The following is a 20,798-nucleotide window of genomic DNA, read 5'->3' as shown; positions in this document are numbered from 1 at the left end:
CGGTCTCCCAGCGTAGGGACGGCGACACGCACCGCGCATGACACGTCCGGACCATTTGCCGATGGTCCACGCCAGTACCGGGCCAGGTCAGGCCGTTCAGCCCTCGATCTTCCCCGCGTAGATGTCCCGGCGGTCCGGCAGCGCCACCTGGACGGGGACCCCGAATCCGTACAGCAGGGTCGTCGACGCGACCGCGACCGTACGGCCCTGGTTGCTGAAACTGAACTGGTGGCGCACCTTCCGCAGCCGCCCCTCCGCGTCGAGGTACGCGTCGAAGGGGACGGTGTCCGTGGTGAACCCTTTCGCCGCCGCGGCGAGCGCGCCCCGGAGCTGCGGCGAGGCGACCCGGGCGGCGTGCGCGATGTCCGCGACCCCCCGGTAGTGGCTGACTCTCACCCCTGCCAGATCGACCTCACCGATGTACGTGACCTGCCGGGCGCCCCTCAGCAGCTCCGCCGCTGCGGCAGGATCGGTGGCCCCGCCCGTGACGAGGTTCCCGTCGTCGAGGGTGGTGGTGTCGACCCGCACCCACTTGTCGGCGGGTACCCCGGCCCCCCGGTTCTTCATGTAGAGGGCGCCGGGGGTGAGGAGCTCGGTGATCGGCCGGTGCTCGCTGGTCCCGGCCGCGTCCTTCGGCAGCACCACCTGGAGGCGGCCGGTACGGCGCCGGAAGTCGTAGCCGCCCTCGCCCCGGATGGTGACCCGCGTGCCGCCCGCGGCCATCTCCATCGAGGTGCTCGCCTTGGAGGTGCCGGCCTTCGTCAGCGCGTCCGGGGCGTTCCGGACGGCGAGGACGGGGTCGCCCTTCGGCTTCGGGTCCTCGGGGGCGGCGCACCCCGTGACCGCCGCGGTCCCGACGAGGGAGCCGACCAGGACGGCGGTGACGGCGAACGCCCCGCTCCCCCGCGCACCCGGAAGGCCGTACCGCAGATGCACCACCATCGCCTGCCCACCCCCAACGCCTCACCGCTGTTCGCCCGGGACCCGCCCTTCCCCGGGCCCCGCGGGCCCTGGGGACGCCCGATCCGCATAACGACGGTCGGGGCGTGCCGTCACGCGCAGTACCGTGGTGAGGTGCACGCGCAGTCCTCTCCTCACACCACGACGATGTCGGAGCGCGGCTCGTTCGCGCTGGCACGCTGCAGCTGCGGCTGGACGGGCCCGGCCCGAAGATCCCGCGACCGGGCCCGCACGGACGCCGCGGACCACCTCCGTTCCGCGACGGGGCCGGAGGACTAGGACCTAGGCGGCCAGGTCGTTGTGGCCGGGGCCCGAGGCCGGGCCGCCGACGCGGGGCTCGGGGATGCCGACCGCCTCCGGGTGCCGCGCCGGCTCGGCACGGCGGGAGCGGACCAGGACCGCGCAGCGGCCCGAGCGGGCGACGGCGGAGACCACCGGGGTGAGCAGCGCGAGGGCGAGCGGGGCCAGGAGCAGCGCCACCGCCGTACCGAGGGCGAAGCCGCCGATCACATCAGTCGGGTAGTGGACACCCATGTAGACCCGCGCGAAGCCCTCGGTGAGGGCGAGGCCGATCGCGGCCAGGCCGAATCTGCGGTGGGCGACGAAGACACCGACGCCGAGGGCCATCGCCAGCGTGGCGTGGTCGCTGACGAAGGAGAAGTCGGTCTTCCCGTCGACGAGGACCTCGAGCCCCTGGTGGTCCCTGAAGGGCCGGGGGCGCTCGACGAAGCCGCGGATGGGGATGTTCACCAGGAGGGCGATGCCGGCGGCCAGCGGGGCCCAGACGAGCCCGGCGACGGCCGAGACGGAGTCGGCCGGGGTGCCGCGGCGGCGCACGCTCCACCAGCACCACAGCACGACGAGGGCCATCGCGAGCATGATCCCGTACTCGCCGACGAACTCCATGACGCGGTCGAACCACGGCGGGGCGGCCTTGGCCAGCCCGTTGATGCCGTAGAGCAGGCCGACATCGGGGTTCGTACCGTCCGATGCGAGTCCAGCCATCTGCTGAGGCCCCTTGCTCTCGTGTCTGTGTTTTCCAACCCCCGTGGTCAGAGCGGTCGGACCAAGGAACGAACCGGCTGAGGCGCGCGTTCCGATCCCTCCGGTGGATCATGATGACGTTATCGAAGAGTGACGGTTCACCGCAGCTCAGGGCCTGTGCATGACGGAGAGTTCCGGCCATGTCCGGTACGACCGGAAGGCGCTCCGGCCGACGGTCCGTCTGCTCCGTTCAGGCCTGCGGGAGATGAGTGGGCAGCGCCGCCGCACCCTCCGCCGTGACCCGGGTCGCACCGAAGTAGTCCGGGGTGTCGACCCGGTCGAAACGGATGACCGCCCCGGTGCGCGGCGCGTCGATCATGTACCCGCCGCCGACGTAGATGCCCACGTGCCGGATGGTCCGCGAGTTGGTCAGGTCGTCGGAGAAGAAGACCAGGTCCCCGGGGAGCAGCTCCTCGCGCGAGGGGTGCGGTCCCGCGTTGTACTGGTCGTTGGCCACGCGCGGCAGCCGGATGCCGACGCTCTCGTACGCGGCCTGGGTGAGCCCCGAGCAGTCGAACCGGCCGTTCTGCGCGGCCGTGCCCGTACCGCCCCAGAGGTACGGGGTGCCGAGCTTCTCCTGCGCGTAGTGGATCGCGCTGGCGGCCTGCCGGGAGGGATCGACACGGCCGACGGGCCGGGCGAAGCTCTTCTCCAGGGACTTGATGATGCGCACGTAGTTCTGGGTCTCGCTGATGGGCGGCACCCCGCCGTGCTTGATCACCCGGTACGCGCCCGCGTTGTACGCGGCCAGCATGTTGCTCGCCGGGTCCCCGGGCACGTTCTTCACATAGCCGGCGAGCGCGCAGTCGTACGAGGCGGCCGAGGGGATCGCGTCCTTGGGGTCCCAGATGTCCCGGTCGCCGTCCCCGTCGCCGTCCACCCCGTGACCGGCCCAGGTGCCGGGGATGAACTGGGCGATGCCCCGCGCGTCGGCCGGGGAGACGGCCCGCGGGTTCCAGCCGCTCTCCTGGTAGAGCTGGGCGGCGAGCAGCGCCGGGTTGATGGCGGGACAGAGGTTGCCCCACTGCTGCACGAGGCCCTGGTAGAGCGCCGGGACCGCGCCCTTGGCGAGCGCCACGCTGCCGTTCGCGCTGCCGCCCGCGCCGCCGACGAGCCCCGCCGCCGCCGAGTACGTACCGACGACGAGCAGTGCGACGAAGCTCAGACAGACCCCGAAGGCCCCACCGGCCACCAGCCACGCCTTGCCGGCCCTACGCACCGTCAACCACCCCTCGGCTCATGGCAGTACGCCCCCTGGAACGAGTCTAGGCGGTGAGCCGCCGACACCGCCCCAAGAGTGCAACAACGACAATCATTGCCCGGAGTCACTCTCCGTGATACACAGAGTGACCATACGCTTCTTTGCATCAAAACCGGCCAGACCACCGCAGGTCAAGACGGTCAAGTCGGTCAGATGTGCGGGGATCGGGTAAAGAGAGCCGCCAAGCCGTCACACGCGGGCGGTTTCATCAGCGAAGATAGGGCGATGACCCATGCCGTCCGGCAGGGGCGACGAACTACCCATACAGGGGCGGTGAGTTACATGTACCTGGCGGCAGAAAAAGGCGACATCACCACCATCATCGGTGGAATCGCCCCCAACTGGGGCCCCTTCGGCAGCCTGGGCGCCGAGGCGAAGATCATGATCGAGGTGGTGATGGCCGTGGCCATCCTGCTCTGCCTCGGCATCGCCATCTGGGGAGCGGCCAAACAGCGCATCGGCGCGACCGCCCTCCGCGACACGTTCAGCGCGGAACAGGGCAAGGGCCTCATCGTGGCCGGTCTGACCGGCGTCTTCATCATCGGGTCCCTGGGAACGCTGTTCACCATCGTGTACGGGATGGCGGTCTGACCCCCCGTCGGACACCGGCCCACCGAGAAATGCGTTCCCCAGATGTCCAGCAAGACGAGCAAGACCAGCCATGTTGCAGCACCGCCCGTACTGCCCGTACCGCGAACCAGTGAGGGGGCGTTCCCGGCATGAGTCCCGGTGACGAGCACGACAGCTTCGGCGGCGTGGGCGGCTCGGGCCAGACCCGGACCCGCCTGCCCGAGGGCAACAGCGGCGACGTGTACGGCGGCGCCCGCCGCCCCGTCCGCAGCTCCCGCTCCCTCATCACGGTCGTCGGCGTGGTGGTCCTCCTCGTCGCGGCCATCGCCTTCGCCAACCGAGGCGGCGGCGACCCGGCCGACGCGACGGGCCCCTCCTCCGACACCCCCGGCACCTCGGCCCCCACAGCCGCCACCGGCACCCGCCCGGTCACCGGCAAGAACGGCCAGATCCCCACGGGCTACGCCCAGGACGAGCAGGGGGCGCAGAGCGCGGCGACGAACTACGCGGTGGCGCTGGGGTCGGTCGAGATGTTCAACGCCGACCAGCGTCGAGAGATCGTGCGCGCCGTCCACGCCCCTGCGGTCGTGGACGACCTCCTCAAGAAGTTCGACGCCTCCTACACGGCCGATCTCATGGCCAGCGCCGGACTCAACAAGGACGGAAGCGCCCCCTCCGGCATGACCCTCGTGGCGCGCACCATCCCGATCGGCTCGAAGGTCCTGAACCACACCGAGAACTCGGCGACGGTCGAGGTCTGGTGCACGAGCCTCGGCGGCCTCGCGGGCACGGGCTCGACCAAGCCCGTCACGTCCACGTGGTTCACCATCACGGAGAAGCTCACGTGGGTCGAGGGCGACTGGCGCCTGGAATCCCTCGACCAGCGCGAGGGACCCACCCCGGTGAACGGCGACAACCGCGCCTCCATGGCCGACGAGATCGCCGGAGCCGTCGAGGGATACGGAGGGTTCACCTATGCCCGCTGAGCGAAGCCTGGCAGTACGCGCGGCGACCGTCATGGTGGCCGTGTTCCTCTTCCTGCCCCTCCTGCTCGCCTCGGCTGCCCAGGCGGCTCCCACGCCGACCCCATCGGCGCCCACGCCCTCCCCGAGCGCGAGCGCAGGCAAGGACGAATGCAGGTTCCTGGTCGGAGAAGCCAGGACACTCTGCGAGCGGAGCCAGCCCGACGGCGGTTCGGTGCCCCTCCCCGAGACCAACAACGAGCAGGACCCCCTCAAGTCCCTCGCCCGCGGCTTCTCCGACGCCGCCATCGCCACCATCGACTACCTCTCCAAGGCCGTCAAAGAAACCGCCGACGTCGACTTCACCAACACGGAGTTCCTCGGCCGGTACGCGATCGTCTTCGCCGCCTCCACCGTCCTCACCCTCCTCCTCTGGCTCCTCGCCGTCGCCAAGCGCGCCATCCGCGGCGTCCCCCTCACCACCGCGCTCTCCGAGGCCATCGGTTTCCTCTGGCTGACGGTCCTCGCCTCCGCCTTCACCCCGCTGATCCTCTACACCGTCGTCAACGCCACCGACGCCGTCACCGAGGTCATCGCCTCCGGCACCGGCAAGCAGACCGACGTCTTCTTCGGCAGCTTCAAGGAGGCCCTCCAGAAGGGCGACAGCATCGGTGGCGGCCCCATCATGCTGATCATCGTGTCCCTGGTGACCGTCATCGCCGCCGGCGTGCTCTACCTGGAGCTCTTCCTCCGCGCCGTCATGCTGTACGTCGGCGCCCTCCTCGGCGTCGTCGTCTACTCCGGTCTCGTCGACAAGAACATGTGGGGCCACGTCCGCCGCTGGGCCGGCATCATGATCGCGATCATCATGGTCAAGCCGGTCATCGTCATCGTCCTCGGCCTGGCCGGCGCGCTCTCCTCCGGCACCGGACCCGACTCGTTCTCCGCCGTGGTCTCCGGCCTCGCGATCATCCTGCTCGCGATCTTCGCCTCCGCGATGATCTACCGCTTCGTCCCCGGCTTCGGCGACGAGATCGCCGCCTCCCGCAACAACCGCCTCCACCGCGCCGGAGAGAACGCGGCCGCCGCCGTCATCTCCTCCCCCGCCTCCCTCGTCTCCCAGGGCATCAAGACCCACAGCTCCCGCGGCGACGGCGGTGGCGGCCAGGGCGCCCAGCCCGCCCGCCCCGCCAACCCCATGTCCGGCGGCATGGCCGCCCACAGCAGCCGTGGCGGAAGCGGCGGCAGCGGCGGCGCGACTCCCCCGCCCCCGCCCCGCAGCAGCAGTCCCACCGCGGGAACCCCGCACAGTAGCCGCAAGAACTCTGGAGGTGCAGGGCGTTGACGACCCAGTCCCAGCCGGTCGCGCCCCGCCGTACGTATCTCGTGGGCCGCGCCCGGCCGAACGCGATCGTCGGCAAGAACCGTGAGACGGGCGAGATCGCCCTGATCATCGTCGGCGCCTTCCTCGGCATGATGAGCGGACTCCTCGTCCCCCTCCTCCCCCTGCGGATCGCGCTCCTCGCCGGCCTCCCGATGCTCGCGATCGCCGCCGTGTACCTCCCGTACAAGCACCGCACGTTCTACAAGTGGTTCGAGATCAACCGCAGCTACAAGCGGATGCTCAAGCGCGGCACGGCCTACCGCTCCGTCGTCTCCGAGGCCGGCACCCACCTCGACGGCCGCGAGGTCGAGGTCGGCCCGCCGCCCGGCATCGGCCGCGTCGGCTGGCTCGCCGCCCCCTTCGGCCCCGACGAGATCGCCGTCCTCCTGCACGCCGACCGCCGCACCGTCACCGCCGCCATCGAGATCGAGGGCCCCGGCGTCGGCCTGCGCGACAGCGAGGACCAGGAGGCCCTGGTCGACCGCTTCGGCACCCTCCTCAAGCACGTCGCCAACGGCGACGGCTTCGTGACCCGCCTCCAGATGCTGGCCCGCACCCTCCCCGCCGACCCGGACGCCCACGCCAAGGACGTCGGCCAGCGCGGCGACCCCCACGCGCCCGTGTGGCTCATGGAGTCGTACGACCAGCTCCAGTCGATGGTCTCCACCTCCAGCGAGCAGCACCGCGCCTACCTCGTCGCCTGTATGCACTACACGCGCGAACTCGCCGCCGAGGCCAACGCCATGGCCCGCGCCGCCAGGCACGCCTCCGGCGCCCGCAAGCTCGACCGCGACGCCGGCCTGGCCGTCGTCATGGCCCGCGAGCTCACCGACATCTGCGCCCGCCTCGCCGAGGCCGACATCCGCGTCCGCCAGCCCCTCGGCCAGTCCCGGCTCGCCTCCCTCGTGCACTCCATGTACGACCCGGACCACCCCATCGACCACATCCAGGCCATGACGAAACGAAACGCTTGGCCCGCCGAACTGGACGCGATGGAACCCACGTTCCTCCAGGCGAAGACCCGCGAGTCCTCCACACGCGCCCCCTGGTGCCACGCCACCGCCTGGGTGAAGGAGTGGCCGATGACCCCCGTCGGCGTCAACTTCCTCGCCCCGCTGCTCGTCCACACCCCGGACGTGATCCGCACGGTCGCCGTGACCATGGATCTGGAGCCCACCGAGGTCGCCATCGAGCGGATGCTCACCGAGAAGACCAACGACGAGGCGGACGCCAGCCGCGCCGCCAAGATGAACCGCACGGTCGACCCGCGCGACATCGCCGCCCACGGCCGGCTCGACCAGCGGGGTGAAGATCTCGCCAGTGGCGCGGCCGGAGTGAACCTCGTCGGGTACATCACGGTGTCGTCGCGTTCACCCGAGGCCCTGGCCCGGGACAAGCGCACGATCAGGGCCTCCGCCGGCAAGTCGTATCTGAAGCTGGAGTGGTGCGACCGCGAGCACCACCGGGCCTTTGTGAACACCTTGCCGTTCGCGACCGGCATCCGCCGCTAGGGCCGAAGGGGCACAGACCCATGCGAGATCCGCTGTCCGTCCTCACCGACGCCTTCACCGCCTTCGTCTTCGGCAAGGTGGAGACGACCCGCCTGCCCGTCCGCACCTCCACCGGGCAGGCCCAGGCCGTCTACCTGCCGACCGCCGCCCCGGGCCTGGGCGACTCCGGCGTGATCATCGGCCGCGAGGTCTACAGCGGCAAGGGGTACATCTACGACCCCTTCCAGCTGTACGGTCAGCAGCTCCCCGCCCCGCACTGGCTGGTCCTCGGCGAGTCCGGCAACGGCAAGTCGGCGCTGGAGAAGACGTACGTGCTCCGCCAGCTCCGCTTCCGCGACCGGCAGGTCGTCGTCCTCGACGCCCAGGGCGAGGACGGCGTCGGCGAATGGAACCTCATCGCGCAGGAGCTGGGGATAACCCCCATCCGCCTGGACCCCATGGTCGCCAACGACTCCGGGATCCGCCTCAACCCGCTCGACCCGTCGATCACCACGACCGGGCAGCTCGCCCTGCTCCGGACCATCATCGAGGTGGCGATGGGCCACGGCCTCGACGAGCGCTCCGGTTTCGCGCTCAAGGTCGCCCACGCCCATGTCGTCGAGCACACCACCCACCGCCAGCCGATCCTCACGGACATCGTGGAGCGGCTCCGCCACCCCGAGGCGGAATCCGCCGAGGCGATGAACGTCGACATAGACGATGTACGGGCCTGGGGCCTGGACGTCGCCCTCGTCCTGGACCGGCTGGTCGACGGTGACCTCCGCGGCATGTTCGACGGCCCGACGACCGTCGGCATCGACCTCGACGCGCCCCTGATCGTCTTCGACCTCTCCCACATCGACCGCAACTCCATCGCCATGCCGATCCTCATGGCGATCGTCGGCGTCTGGCTGGAGCACACCTGGATCCGCCCCGACCGGAAGAAGCGCATCTTCCTCGTCGAGGAGGCCTGGCACATCATCAACAGCCCGTTCGTGGCCCAGCTGTTCCAGCGGCTGCTCAAGTTCGGCCGCCGCCTCGGCCTGTCCTTCGTCGCCGTCGTCCACCACCTCTCCGACGTCGTCGACGGAGCGGCGGCGAAGGAGGCCGCGGCGATCCTCAAGATGGCCTCCACCCGGACCATCTACGCCCAGAAGGCGGACGAGGCGCGCAATACGGGCCGGGTCCTCGGCCTGCCACGCTGGGCGGTCGAGATCATCCCGACCCTCACCCCCGGCATCGCGGTCTGGGACGTCAACGGCAACGTGCAGGTGGTCAAACACCTCATCACCGAACGAGAACGCCCACTGGTCTACACGGACCGCGCCATGACGGAGGCCTCCGCCCCGTCGGGGGACCCGGACCTCGAATGGGAGACGGAGCAGCGCGCGATCCTCGTCGAGCAGCAGATGAACGGCACGTCGCAGTCCACGGTGGCGTAGATGGAATCGGCGCGGAAGGGCGGGGGAGGGATCTCCGACGGGCTGCTGCTCAGCCTGTTCGGCCTCCTTCTCTGCCTCACGGTCCTGGTGTGGACGGCGACCGGCCTGGCCGGTCTCCTCTCCCACGGCGCCTGGCCGCAGGACGTCGCCTACACGGGCACGCCCTCGGCCCTGCGCTCGCTGGCCACGGCCCCGACGGACCTCGCGGCGGCCTGGCCGACCACTCCGCCGGGCCAGCTGTCGGGGTACGGCCTGTTCTGGGGCCTGCTGATCGGCGAGGCGATGCTCCTCTTCGTCCTCGCCGTCTTCGCCCTGGGCACCCTGGCCCGTTGGCGCGCGGTGCGCGCCAACCGGAAGGCGGGGGTGTACGCAGCGGGCGAGGAGCCGGTACGGGCCCCCCGCACGCCGGCGCACGAGAAGCAGGGGTACGAGAAGCCGGCGCACGAGAAGCCGGGGTACGAGAAGCCGGCGCACGAGAAGCCCGCCGGCGAGGAGCCCGTGCACGAGGCCGCTCCGACTCCCCCGGCCCCCCGCCGCCCGGCCGCCACGCACGCACCGGAGCCGCCCACGGCCCCGATCCCGACGCCACCCCCGGCAACGCCGACCGCACCCACCGCCCCCGTCCCGGCACCGGCACCGACCGCGGCGGCCCCGGTCCCGGCACCCGCCTCCGCCCACGGCCTCGTCACCGCCCCCGCCGGCCGGGCGACAGGCACGTTCTACGGCCTCCCGGAGGCCCGCCGCCCCGCGGCCGTCCAGGCCGTCCAGGACGCCGAGGGCCCCGTCCTGGTCGTCACCTCAGACCCCGGCCTCTGGTCCGCGACCAAGGACGCCCGCGGCAAGCTCGGCCCGGTCCTCGTCCACGACCCCGGCCACCTGTGCGACACCCCCGCCCGCCTCCACTGGTCGCCGTCCGAGCGCTGCGAGGACCCGGCCGTCGCCGCCGAACGGGCGGTCGCCCTGCTGGCCCCGGTACGCCCGCACTCCCGCCTGGACGCGGCCACCGCGGACACTGCGGAAACGCTCCTGCGCTGCTGGCTGCACGCGGCCGCCGTGGACGGACGCCCGTTCCGCCAGGTCCACCGCTGGGCCCAGGGCACCGGCGCGCACGAACCGGTACGGATCCTCCGCAGCCACCCGAAGGCGGCCTCCGGCCACGCGGGACTGCTCGAGTCGGCACTCACCGCGCACCCGGAAAGCCGCCGCATGGCACAGGAACTGACGGCCCGTGCGCTGGCGTCGCTCTCCTCGGTCCACATCCGGGAGGCCTGCACCCCGAATCGAACGGATTCGCTGGCGCTGGCATCTTTCCTCCCCGAAGGGGGCACCCTCTACGTGGTGGGGGAACCCATCGAGGATCCCCGCACCCACCCCGGCGCGATGCCGCTCCTGACGGCGCTCGCCGCAAGCGTGGTCGAGCACGGCCGCCGCATGGCCGCACGGTCATCCGACGGTCGGCTCGACCCACCAATGACCCTCGTCCTGGACGACGTCGCCGCCGTGGCCCCGCTCCCCCAGCTCCCGGAGCTCCTCGCCACCGGCCACGCGCAGGGCCTCCCCACCCTGGCCCTGATGCGCTCGCCGGAACAGGCCCGCACCCGGTGGCCGGAGACGACGCTCAGCCGCTGAGACGGGCCGCCGGAAGGACCCGCGTCTACGCGGCCGGCCGCAGCACCTCGTACTCCACCTCGTGCGCGTCCTCGCTCCCGTGCAGGGCGACCCGCACCCCGGTCGGCGCGAACCCGAGCCGCCGGTAGACCGCCTGGGCCCGGGCGTTCTCGGCGTGCACGAACAGCCGCACCCGCTCGACCCGCGGCTCCGCCAGCGACCACGACCACTCCACGGCCGCCTCGAACAGCGCGTCGATCGCTCCGGAGCCCCGCGCCTCCTCCCGCACGAAGACCCCGACGACATGCGTCTGCTCGCCCTCGGGGACGTCCGCGAAGAACGACTCCGCCCCGGCCCGCTCCACGAGCACCGAGGCGGTGCCGAGCCACCGGCCGTCCGGCGCCTCCGCGACGAACTGGCGCACGGTACCGGGACCGTCCTCGGAACCGCCCTCCGTCCGCTCCTGCCAGAACGAGTCCGGGCGCACGACGGCCGCCTCGTACGTGTCGAGGAACGCGAGATGCGCGACCGGGTCCCGCAACGCCGCGAGCCGCAGCTCCCGCGCCTTCTCCCACTCGTCGGAACGGATGACACGTATCGAAAGGTCCATGCCCGGCATCCTCGCCCTTCGCCGCCCCACCGACAACAACAATTACTGCGCGGAGGCCCCGTCGTACCCCGGTACTACGCCGACGCCCCACCTCCCGCCCCCGGTCGGACGAACACCCGCCGCCCGCTCCCTAGCGTCGTCAGCATGATCCGAGCAGAGAACCTCACCAAGCGGTACGGGGACACCACCGTCGTCCAGGACCTCAGCTTCACCGTCCGCCCGGGCGCCGTCACCGGCTTCCTCGGCCCTAACGGCGCCGGAAAGTCCACCACCCTCCGCATGATCCTCGGCCTCGACGCGCCCACCCGCGGCCACGCCACCGTCGACGGCCGCCCGTACGCCCGGCACGGTGCCCCGCTCACCCGCGTCGGCGCCCTCCTCGAAGCCCGCTCCGTGCACCCCGGCCGCTCCGCCCGCCACCACCTCACGGCCCTCGCCCTCACCCACGGCATCCCGCGCTCGCGCGTCGACCGGGTCCTCGCCGTCACCGGCCTCACCCATGTCGCCGACAAGCGCGTCAAGGGCTTCTCCCTCGGCATGGGCCAGCGCCTCGGCATCGCCGCCGCGCTCCTCGGCGACCCGGCGACCGTCGTCCTCGACGAGCCGGTCAACGGCCTCGACCCCGAGGGCGTGCTCTGGATCCGCACCCTTCTCAAGTCCCTCGCCGCCGAAGGCCGTACCGTCCTCGTCTCCTCGCACCTGATGAGCGAGATGGCCCTCACCGCCGAGCACCTGATCGTCATCGGCAAGGGCCGGCTCCTCGCCGACACCACCGTCGACGAACTCGTCCGCGCCTCCGGCGGCGCCTCCGTCAAGGTCGTCACCCCGGAGGCCGACCGGCTGCGGAACCTGCTCCCCGGCGCCGCCGTCACCCTGGAGGCCCCCGACACCCTCCTCGTCACCGGCCCGGACGCACCGGAGATCGGCCGCACGGCCGCCGCCCACGGCCTCCCCCTCCATGAACTGACCCCTCAGGCCGCCTCCCTGGAGCAGGCGTTCATGGCCCTCACCCACGACTCCGTCGAATACCAAGGAGCCCTCGCATGAGCACCCCGACCCTCAGCCCGGACGCCACCCCGACCGTCACCCCGCGCCTCACCCACGCGCGCGTGCTCCGCTCCGAGTGGCACAAGCTCTGGACCGTCCGCTCGACCTGGATCACCGTCCTCACCGCCACGGCACTCGTCCTCGGCGTCGGCATCCTCATGGGCGCCACCTACACCTCCGACGGCGGCGACTCCGACGTCGACACCGTCATCCTCACCCTCTACGGCAGCCAGCTCGGCGCCATCGCCCTCGCCGTCCTCGGCATCCTGGTCACGGCCGGCGAGTACGCGACAGGCATGATCCGCGCCTCCCTCACCGCCGTCCCAGCCCGCCTCCCCGTCCTGGGCGCGAAGGCGGCCGTCTACACCGGCACGGTCCTCACCCTCACCTTCGTCACCAACCTGCTCACCTTCGTCACCGCGCAGATCTTCCTCTCCGACTCCGACCAGGCCGCCTCCCTCACCGACGACGGTGTCCTCGCCGCCCTCGCGGGCAACGCCGCCGGCATCACCCTCCTCGGCCTGATCGCCCTCGGCCTCGGCGCCACCCTCCGCTCCGTACCCGGCGCGATCGGCGCCTTCGTCGGCGGCGTGATGATCCTCCCCGAGGTCCTCGGAATGCTCCCGTACGACGCGGTGGAGACGGCCGTCCGCTACTTCCCCACCCAGGCCGCCGGCGCCCTCGGCTCGGCCACCCCCCTCCCGGGAGCGGCCTCCCCGGGCGGCGCCCTCCTCGCCCTGCTCCTCTGGGCGGCCGCGACGATCGCACTCCCCGCGGTGTTGCTCAAGCGCCGGGACGTATGAGGATGATGAGCGGGTGACCACGGAAGCGACCGCCACGACGAGCCTCAGCCGCTCCCTCCAGCAACTCCTCGCGCGGGTCCGCGCGTTCGACGCCCACCGCCCCTGGCCGTGGGACGCGACGCTGACGCTCTTCTGGACGGCGGCGGCGGCGGTGGACGCGTCGGGCGGCTGGCGGAACACCGCCCCCGACCCGACCGTCCCCTCCTGGCTCGTGGTCACCCTGAGCCTCTGTCTCTCCCTCCCGCTGTACCTGCGGCGCCGGAACCCTCTGGCCGTCCTCACCGTGATGAGCTGCGCGGCGCTGGTCAGCGCCGCCTCGGGCGCCTCCCTCCAGGCCGGCTACCTCCAGCTGGTCCCGGTCTTCCACATCGCTCTCACCCGCCCGCCCCGGGCCCTCCTGTGGGCCTCCGCCCTGCTCCTGCCACCGCTGCTGACGGGGGCGGTCCGCTTCCCCCGGGGCAGCTGGGACCAGCAGGTCGTCCCCACCCTGTCGTCGTACGCGCTCGTCGCCCTCCTCGGCATCGCGGTCCGCTCCCGCAAGGACCACACGGCGGCCCTCGTCGACCGGGCCCGCCGACTGGAGATCGAACGCGACCAGGAGGTCCGGCTCGCCGCCGCGGCCGAACGCACCCGGATCGCCCGCGAGATGCACGACATCATCGGCCACAACCTCTCGGTCATCACGGGCCTCGCGGACGGCGGCCGGTACGCGGCGGCCAAGCACCCCGAGCGCGCGACCCAGGCACTCGACGCCATCGGTACGACCAGCCGCGAGGCCCTCGCCGAACTCCGCCGACTGCTCGGCGTCCTGCGCGACGACGAGCAGGAGGCGGCCCGAGACCCCCAGCCCACCCTGGCCGACCTCGACACCCTGATCACCGGGGTACGGAAGGCAGGCCTGCCGGTACGGCTCGACCTCCGCGACTCCCCACGGGCGCGACCGCTCACGCCCGGCGCACAGCTGACGGTCTATCGGACCGTTCAGGAGGCCCTGACCAACACCCTCAAGCACGCCGGCCCCGGCGCGCGGGCCACGGTCCTCCTGGCCCACACCCCCCAGGAGGTACGCGTGGAGATCACGGACACGGGAGCCCCGGCCCCCGCGTCACCCCCTGGCCAGGGGCTCACGGGCCAGGGGCTCACGGGCATGCGCGAGCGCGCGGCACTCTACGACGGCACCCTTGAAAGCGGCCCGCTGCCGACCGGCGGCTGGCGCGTCGGACTCCGACTCCCCCGGGAGGACTCCCCCTCGTGACGACCGTTCTCATCGCGGACGACCAGCCGATGCAACGCTTCGGCTTCCGCATGCTGTTGGAGAGCCAGGACGACATGACCGTCATCGGCGAGGCCGCGAACGGCACGGAGGCGATCCGGCTGGTCGACCGTCACCACCCCGACGTCGTCCTGATGGACATCCGGATGCCCGGCCTCGACGGCATCGAGGCCACCCGCCGGATCGTCGCCACGGGCGCCCGCACCCGCATCCTGATCGTCACCACCTTCGATCTGGACGAGTACGCGTACGACGGTCTGCGGGCCGGCGCCAGCGGCTTCCTGGTGAAGGACGCCCAGCCGGAGGAACTCCTCGCCGGGATACGCGCGGTGGCGAGCGGCGACGCGGTCGTCGCCCCGAGCCTCACCCGCCGCCTCCTGGACGCCTACATCCACCATCTGCCGGCCTCAGCCACGACGGACCCGCCCGCAGAGGACCCGCGGCTCTCCTCCCTCACGGAGCGGGAGCGCGAGATCCTCACCGTCATCGGCCAGGGCTGGACGAACACCGAGATCGCGGAACGCCTCCACCTCGCGGAATCGACGGTGAAAACCCACGTCGGCCGCATCCTGGCGAAGACGGGCGCCCGGGACCGTGTCCAGGCGGTGATCCTGGCGTACGACACCCAACTGGTCACGCCGGCCTGACCCGAAAGGGGCCCGCAAGGGCCCCACAGGGGTTCCGGCCCGTAAACGCAGAAAAGCCCCGCACCATAAGGTGCGGGGCTTTCCCACAATGATTGTTCGGCGGCGTCCTACTCTCCCACAGGGTCCCCCCTGCAGTACCATCGGCGCTGAAAGGCTTAGCTTCCGGGTTCGGAATGTAACCGGGCGTTTCCCTAACGCTATGACCACCGAAACTCTATGAAGTTAACCAACCGGATATCGGCACAGTTCGTTACTTCAGAACTAACACAGTGGACGCGAGCAACTGAGGACAAGCCCTCGGCCTATTAGTACCGGTCAGCTCCACCCATTACTGGGCTTCCACATCCGGCCTATCAACCCAGTCGTCTACTGGGAGCCTTACCCTCTCAAGGAGGTGGGAATACTCATCTCGAAGCAGGCTTCCCGCTTAGATGCTTTCAGCGGTTATCCCTCCCGAACGTAGCCAACCAGCCATGCCCTTGGCAGGACAACTGGCACACCAGAGGTTCGTCCGTCCCGGTCCTCTCGTACTAGGGACAGCCCTTCTCAATATTCCTGCGCGCGCAGCGGATAGGGACCGAACTGTCTCACGACGTTCTAAACCCAGCTCGCGTACCGCTTTAATGGGCGAACAGCCCAACCCTTGGGACCGACTCCAGCCCCAGGATGCGACGAGCCGACATCGAGGTGCCAAACCATCCCGTCGATATGGACTCTTGGGGAAGATCAGCCTGTTATCCCCGGGGTACCTTTTATCCGTTGAGCGACGGCGCTTCCACAAGCCACCGCCGGATCACTAGTCCCGACTTTCGTCCCTGCTCGACCCGTCGGTCTCACAGTCAAGCTCCCTTGTGCACTTACACTCAACACCTGATTGCCAACCAGGCTGAGGGAACCTTTGGGCGCCTCCGTTACCCTTTGGGAGGCAACCGCCCCAGTTAAACTACCCATCAGACACTGTCCCTGATCCGGATCACGGACCGAGGTTAGACATCCAGCACGACCAGAGTGGTATTTCAACGGCGACTCCACCGTGACTGGCGTCACGGCTTCAAAGTCTCCCACCTATCCTACACAAGCCGAACCGAACACCAATATCAAACTGTAGTAAAGGTCCCGGGGTCTTTCCGTCCTGCTGCGCGAAACGAGCATCTTTACTCGTAGTGCAATTTCACCGGGCCTATGGTTGAGACAGTCGAGAAGTCGTTACGCCATTCGTGCAGGTCGGAACTTACCCGACAAGGAATTTCGCTACCTTAGGATGGTTATAGTTACCACCGCCGTTTACTGGCGCTTAAGTTCTCAGCTTCGCCCTGTCGAAACAGAGCTAACCGGTCCCCTTAACGTTCCAGCACCGGGCAGGCGTCAGTCCGTATACATCGCCTTACGGCTTCGCACGGACCTGTGTTTTTAGTAAACAGTCGCTTCTCGCTGGTCTCTGCGGCCACCCCCAGCTCACGGAGTAAATCCGATCACCAGACGTGGCCCCCCTTCTCCCGAAGTTACGGGGGCATTTTGCCGAGTTCCTTAACCATAGTTCACCCGAACGCCTCGGTATTCTCTACCTGACCACCTGAGTCGGTTTAGGGTACGGGCCGCCATGAAACTCGCTAGAGGCTTTTCTCGACAGCATAGGATCATCCACTTCACCACAATCGGCTCGGCATCAGGTCTCAGCCTTAATGTGTGACGGATTTGCCTATCACACGGCCTACACCCTTACCCCGGGACTACCACCGCCCGGGTTGGACTACCTTCCTGCGTCACCCCATCGCTTACCTACTACAAGTCTGGTTCGTCGGCTCCACCACTTTCCTTTCCCCGAAGGGTCCGGAACGGCTTCACGGACTTAGCATCGCCTGATTCGATATTGGGCGTTTCAAAGCGGGTACCGGAATATCAACCGGTTGTCCATCGACTACGCCTGTCGGCCTCGCCTTAGGTCCCGACTTACCCTGGGCAGATCAGCTTGACCCAGGAACCCTTAGTCAATCGGCGCACACGTTTCTCACGTGTGTATCGCTACTCATGCCTGCATTCTCACTCGTGAACCGTCCACAACTCGCTTCCGCGGCTGCTTCACCCGGCACACGACGCTCCCCTACCCATCACAGCGGGCGTTGGCCCTCATGCTGCAATGACACGACTTCGGCGGTACGCTTGAGCCCCGCTACATTGTCGGCGCGGAATCACTTGACCAGTGAGCTATTACGCACTCTTTCAAGGGTGGCTGCTTCTAAGCCAACCTCCTGGTTGTCTCTGCGACTCCACATCCTTTCCCACTTAGCGTACGCTTAGGGGCCTTAGTCGATGCTCTGGGCTGTTTCCCTCTCGACCATGGAGCTTATCCCCCACAGTCTCACTGCCGTGCTCTCACTTACCGGCATTCGGAGTTTGGCTAAGGTCAGTAACCCGGTAGGGCCCATCGCCTATCCAGTGCTCTACCTCCGGCAAGAAACACACGACGCTGCACCTAAATGCATTTCGGGGAGAACCAGCTATCACGGAGTTTGATTGGCCTTTCACCCCTAACCACAGGTCATCCCCCAGGTTTTCAACCCTGGTGGGTTCGGTCCTCCACGAAGTCTTACCTCCGCTTCAACCTGCCCATGGCTAGATCACTCCGCTTCGGGTCTTGAGCGCGCTACTGAATCGCCCTGTTCGGACTCGCTTTCGCTACGGCTTCCCCACACGGGTTAACCTCGCAACGCACCGCAAACTCGCAGGCTCATTCTTCAAAAGGCACGCAGTCACGACCCATTGAGTAAACTCAATGAGCGACGCTCCCACGGCTTGTAGGCACACGGTTTCAGGTACTATTTCACTCCGCTCCCGCGGTACTTTTCACCATTCCCTCACGGTACTATCCGCTATCGGTCACCAGGGAATATTTAGGCTTAGCGGGTGGTCCCGCCAGATTCACACGGGATTTCTCGGGCCCCGTGCTACTTGGGTGTCTCTCAAACGAGCCGTCAATGTTTCAGCTACGGGGGTCTTACCCTCTACGCCGGACCTTTCGCATGTCCTTCGCCTACATCAACGGTTTCTGACTCGTCTCACAGCCGGCAGACTGTGAAAGAGAGATCCCACAACCCCGCATGCGCAACCCCTGCCGGGTATCACACGCATACGGTTTGGCCTCATCCGGTTTCGCTCGCCACTACTCCCGGAATCACGGTTGTTTTCTCTTCCTGAGGGTACTGAGATGTTTCACTTCCCCTCGTTCCCTCCACATGCCCTATGTGTTCAGGCATGGGTGACAGCCCATGACGACTGCCGGGTTTCCCCATTCGGAAACCCCCGGATCAAAGCCTGGTTGACGGCTCCCCGGGGACTATCGTGGCCTCCCACGTCCTTCATCGGTTCCTGGTGCCAAGGCATCCACCGTGCGCCCTTAAAAACTTGGCCACAGATGCTCGCGTCCACTGTGTAGTTCTCAAGCAACGACCAGCCACCCATCACCCCACCCGACAAGCAGATGAGTTCACTGGGGCCGGCATCGCGAAGATACAAACCTTACGGCCGTACCCTCAGATACCCAACAACGTGCCAAGCACGACCCGTCGGTCCATCATCACGTTCCACGCCGAAGCAGTACTTGTGAAGTGATCCTCGAGATCGTGCCAACTAATCAACGTTCCACCCATGAGCTGACCGTGCAGAACATTTGTCTGCAATCGGTACTGTGCTCCTTAGAAAGGAGGTGATCCAGCCGCACCTTCCGGTACGGCTACCTTGTTACGACTTCGTCCCAATCGCCAGTCCCACCTTCGACAGCTCCCTCCCACAAGGGGTTGGGCCACCGGCTTCGGGTGTTACCGACTTTCGTGACGTGACGGGCGGTGTGTACAAGGCCCGGGAACGTATTCACCGCAGCAATGCTGATCTGCGATTACTAGCAACTCCGACTTCATGGGGTCGAGTTGCAGACCCCAATCCGAACTGAGACCGGCTTTTTGAGATTCGCTCCGCCTCGCGGCATCGCAGCTCTTTGTACCGGCCATTGTAGCACGTGTGCAGCCCAAGACATAAGGGGCATGATGACTTGACGTCGTCCCCACCTTCCTCCGAGTTGACCCCGGCGGTCTCCTGTGAGTCCCCATCACCCCGAAGGGCATGCTGGCAACACAGGACAAGGGTTGCGCTCGTTGCGGGACTTAACCCAACATCTCACGACACGAGCTGACGACAGCCATGCACCACCTGTATACCGACCACAAGGGGGGCACTATCTCTAATGCTTTCCGGTATATGTCAAGCCTTGGTAAGGTTCTTCGCGTTGCGTCGAATTAAGCCACATGCTCCGCTGCTTGTGCGGGCCCCCGTCAATTCCTTTGAGTTTTAGCCTTGCGGCCGTACTCCCCAGGCGGGGAACTTAATGCGTTAGCTGCGGCACCGACGACGTGGAATGTCGCCAACACCTAGTTCCCAACGTTTACGGCGTGGACTACCAGGGTATCTAATCCTGTTCGCTCCCCACGCTTTCGCTCCTCAGCGTCAGTAATGGCCCAGAGATCCGCCTTCGCCACCGGTGTTCCTCCTGATATCTGCGCATTTCACCGCTACACCAGGAATTCCGATCTCCCCTACCACACTCTAGCCTGCCCGTATCGGATGCAGACCCGGGGTTAAGCCCCGGGCTTTCACACCCGACGTGACAAGCCGCCTACGAGCTCTTTACGCCCAATAATTCCGGACAACGCTTGCGCCCTACGTATTACCGCGGCTGCTGGCACGTAGTTAGCCGGCGCTTCTTCTGCAGGTACCGTCACTTTCGCTTCTTCCCTGCTGAAAGAGGTTTACAACCCGAAGGCCGTCATCCCTCACGCGGCGTCGCTGCATCAGGCTTTCGCCCATTGTGCAATATTCCCCACTGCTGCCTCCCGTAGGAGTCTGGGCCGTGTCTCAGTCCCAGTGTGGCCGGTCGCCCTCTCAGGCCGGCTACCCGTCGTCGCCTTGGTAGGCCATTACCCCACCAACAAGCTGATAGGCCGCGGGCTCATCCTTCACCGCCGGAGCTTTCAACCAGCTCCCATGCGGAAGCCGGTGTTATCCGGTATTAGACCCCGTTTCCAGGGCTTGTCCCAGAGTGAAGGGCAGATTGCCCACGTGTTACTCACCCGTTCGCCACTAATCCACCCCGAAGGGCTTCATCGTTCGACTTGCATGTGTTAAGCACGCCGCCAGCGTTCGTCCTGAGCCAGGATCAAACTCTCCGTGAATGTTTACCCGTAATCGGGTGACACTCGCGTTGAGCGGGACAGTCATGCCGGAATAAGGCCGACTGTCCACAGCGTCCTCGCTGTGTATGTTGCCTGCCGACCACAAAGGGCCCGCAGGACTTTCAAAGGAACCTCGCCATCCGAAGATGGACGGGGTATCAACTAATCTGGCGTTGATTTTTGGCACGCTGTTGAGTTCTCAAGGAACGGACGCTTCCTTTGTACTCACCCTCTCGGGCTTTCCTCCGGGCTTCCCTTCGGTCTTGCGTTTCCGACTCTATCAGATCTTTTCGATCCGATTTCCTCGGTGCTTTCCGGCCCCTTTTGCTTTCGCTCCGGGCCGTTCCGGCGGTTCCGACTCTATCAGAACCTTTCGGCGTCTGATTCCCAGTCAGCGGGGTTTGTCTTTCCGGCTGTTGGGCCGTTCCGACGTCTCAAACTCTAGCGGATTTCCCCGGCGGCTCATAATCGAGTC

General features: G+C 67.9%; 14 protein-coding genes and 3 rRNA genes. 10 read left to right on the top strand and 7 right to left on the bottom strand.

Annotated features, from left to right (window positions below; all coding sequences use genetic code 11):
• Nucleotides 1-96: 96 nt before the first annotated feature.
• The 3 genes from OG392_RS19690 to OG392_RS19680 form a co-directional block, all read right to left on the bottom strand.
• A complete protein-coding gene (locus tag OG392_RS19690) occupies nt 97-939 on the bottom strand; it encodes a hypothetical protein (RefSeq protein WP_443055086.1) in 843 nt (280 codons plus the stop codon).
• Between the two features lie 303 nt (nt 940-1,242).
• A complete protein-coding gene (locus OG392_RS19685) occupies nt 1,243-1,965 on the bottom strand; it encodes a phosphatase PAP2 family protein (RefSeq protein WP_329281160.1) in 723 nt (240 codons plus the stop codon).
• Nucleotides 1,966-2,194: 229 nt separating this feature from the next.
• Complete coding sequence (locus OG392_RS19680; protein ID WP_443055085.1) at nt 2,195-3,223, bottom strand: C40 family peptidase; 1,029 nt, start codon at nt 3,221-3,223, stop codon at nt 2,195-2,197.
• 324 nt (nt 3,224-3,547) lie between these two features.
• On the opposite strand from OG392_RS19680, the gene OG392_RS19675 reads away from it, so the two are divergent.
• The 6 genes from OG392_RS19675 to OG392_RS19650 all read left to right on the top strand — a co-directional run bounded on the left by OG392_RS19675 (nt 3,548) and on the right by OG392_RS19650 (nt 10,742).
• Entirely contained in the window at nt 3,548-3,856 is a 309-nt protein-coding gene (locus OG392_RS19675; protein WP_017242359.1) for a hypothetical protein, read from the top strand.
• A 128-nt stretch (nt 3,857-3,984) separates the two neighbouring features.
• Entirely contained in the window at nt 3,985-4,821 is an 837-nt protein-coding gene (locus OG392_RS19670) for a hypothetical protein (RefSeq protein ID WP_329281156.1), read from the top strand.
• Entirely contained in the window at nt 4,811-6,142 is a 1,332-nt protein-coding gene (locus tag OG392_RS19665; protein WP_443054818.1) for a hypothetical protein, read from the top strand. The genes OG392_RS19670 and OG392_RS19665 overlap by 11 nt, the downstream gene beginning before the upstream one ends.
• Nucleotides 6,139-7,692, top strand: coding sequence for an SCO6880 family protein (locus OG392_RS19660; RefSeq protein ID WP_329281154.1), 1,554 nt, complete (start codon nt 6,139-6,141; stop codon nt 7,690-7,692). Before OG392_RS19665 ends, OG392_RS19660 begins: the two co-directional genes overlap by 4 nt.
• 20 nt (nt 7,693-7,712) lie before the next feature.
• On the top strand, nt 7,713-9,113 hold the full coding sequence (locus tag OG392_RS19655; RefSeq protein ID WP_329281152.1) for an ATP-binding protein: 1,401 nt from the start codon (nt 7,713-7,715) through the stop codon (nt 9,111-9,113).
• Nucleotides 9,114-10,742 carry a type IV secretory system conjugative DNA transfer family protein gene (locus OG392_RS19650; RefSeq protein WP_329281150.1) on the top strand — a complete coding sequence of 543 codons (1,629 nt, stop codon included), beginning with the start codon at nt 9,114-9,116 and terminating at the stop codon, nt 10,740-10,742.
• Nucleotides 10,743-10,767: 25 nt separating this feature from the next.
• Here the strand turns inward: OG392_RS19650 and OG392_RS19645 are convergent, their stop codons facing one another.
• Nucleotides 10,768-11,331 (bottom strand): GNAT family N-acetyltransferase, encoded by a 564-nt coding sequence (locus OG392_RS19645; protein ID WP_329281148.1) that lies wholly within the window; start codon nt 11,329-11,331, stop codon nt 10,768-10,770.
• 144 nt (nt 11,332-11,475) lie between these two features.
• Here OG392_RS19645 and OG392_RS19640 point away from each other — a divergent pair, with 144 nt between their 5' ends.
• Genes OG392_RS19640 through OG392_RS19625 form a run of 4 tightly spaced genes read left to right on the top strand, consistent with a single transcriptional unit; the run spans nt 11,476 to nt 15,101 of the window.
• Nucleotides 11,476-12,378: an ABC transporter ATP-binding protein gene (locus tag OG392_RS19640; RefSeq protein ID WP_329281146.1), complete on the top strand. Its 903-nt coding sequence runs from the start codon at nt 11,476-11,478 to the stop codon at nt 12,376-12,378.
• Complete coding sequence (locus OG392_RS19635; protein ID WP_329281144.1) at nt 12,375-13,181, top strand: ABC transporter permease; 807 nt, start codon at nt 12,375-12,377, stop codon at nt 13,179-13,181. Before OG392_RS19640 ends, OG392_RS19635 begins: the two co-directional genes overlap by 4 nt.
• Before the next feature lie 13 nt (nt 13,182-13,194).
• Entirely contained in the window at nt 13,195-14,436 is a 1,242-nt protein-coding gene (locus tag OG392_RS19630; RefSeq protein ID WP_329281142.1) for a sensor histidine kinase, read from the top strand.
• A complete protein-coding gene (locus OG392_RS19625) occupies nt 14,433-15,101 on the top strand; it encodes a response regulator transcription factor (protein WP_329281140.1) in 669 nt (222 codons plus the stop codon). Before OG392_RS19630 ends, OG392_RS19625 begins: the two co-directional genes overlap by 4 nt.
• A 94-nt stretch (nt 15,102-15,195) precedes the next feature.
• Here OG392_RS19625 and rrf read toward each other — a convergent pair.
• The 3 genes from rrf to OG392_RS19610 form a co-directional block, all read right to left on the bottom strand.
• A 5S ribosomal RNA gene (rrf, locus tag OG392_RS19620) occupies nt 15,196-15,312 on the bottom strand.
• 74 nt (nt 15,313-15,386) lie between these two features.
• Nucleotides 15,387-18,509, bottom strand: a 23S ribosomal RNA gene (locus OG392_RS19615).
• Between the two features lie 288 nt (nt 18,510-18,797).
• Nucleotides 18,798-20,323, bottom strand: a 16S ribosomal RNA gene (locus tag OG392_RS19610).
• Together the 16S, 23S and 5S rRNA genes form the textbook arrangement of a ribosomal RNA operon.
• Between the last annotated feature and the right edge of the window lie 475 nt (nt 20,324-20,798).

It is taken from the genome of Streptomyces sp. NBC_00691 (genome assembly GCF_036226665.1).
In the GTDB taxonomy this organism is placed as follows: Bacteria; Actinomycetota; Actinomycetes; order Streptomycetales; family Streptomycetaceae; genus Streptomyces.
This window is presented reverse-complemented; position numbering and strand designations above follow the sequence as displayed.

Coding starts and splice junctions, on each gene's coding strand:
- OG392_RS19670 (WP_329281156.1), top strand. CDS start 3,985: ATGAGTCCCGGTGACGAGCACGACAGCTTCGGCGGCGTGGGCGGCTCG.
- OG392_RS19655 (WP_329281152.1), top strand. CDS start 7,713: ATGCGAGATCCGCTGTCCGTCCTCACCGACGCCTTCACCGCCTTCGTC.
- OG392_RS19645 (WP_329281148.1), bottom strand. CDS start 11,331: ATGGACCTTTCGATACGTGTCATCCGTTCCGACGAGTGGGAGAAGGCG.
- OG392_RS19635 (WP_329281144.1), top strand. CDS start 12,375: ATGAGCACCCCGACCCTCAGCCCGGACGCCACCCCGACCGTCACCCCG.
- OG392_RS19650 (WP_329281150.1), top strand. CDS start 9,114: ATGGAATCGGCGCGGAAGGGCGGGGGAGGGATCTCCGACGGGCTGCTG.
- OG392_RS19685 (WP_329281160.1), bottom strand. CDS start 1,965: ATGGCTGGACTCGCATCGGACGGTACGAACCCCGATGTCGGCCTGCTC.
- OG392_RS19675 (WP_017242359.1), top strand. CDS start 3,548: ATGTACCTGGCGGCAGAAAAAGGCGACATCACCACCATCATCGGTGGA.
- OG392_RS19665 (WP_443054818.1), top strand. CDS start 4,811: ATGCCCGCTGAGCGAAGCCTGGCAGTACGCGCGGCGACCGTCATGGTG.
- OG392_RS19640 (WP_329281146.1), top strand. CDS start 11,476: ATGATCCGAGCAGAGAACCTCACCAAGCGGTACGGGGACACCACCGTC.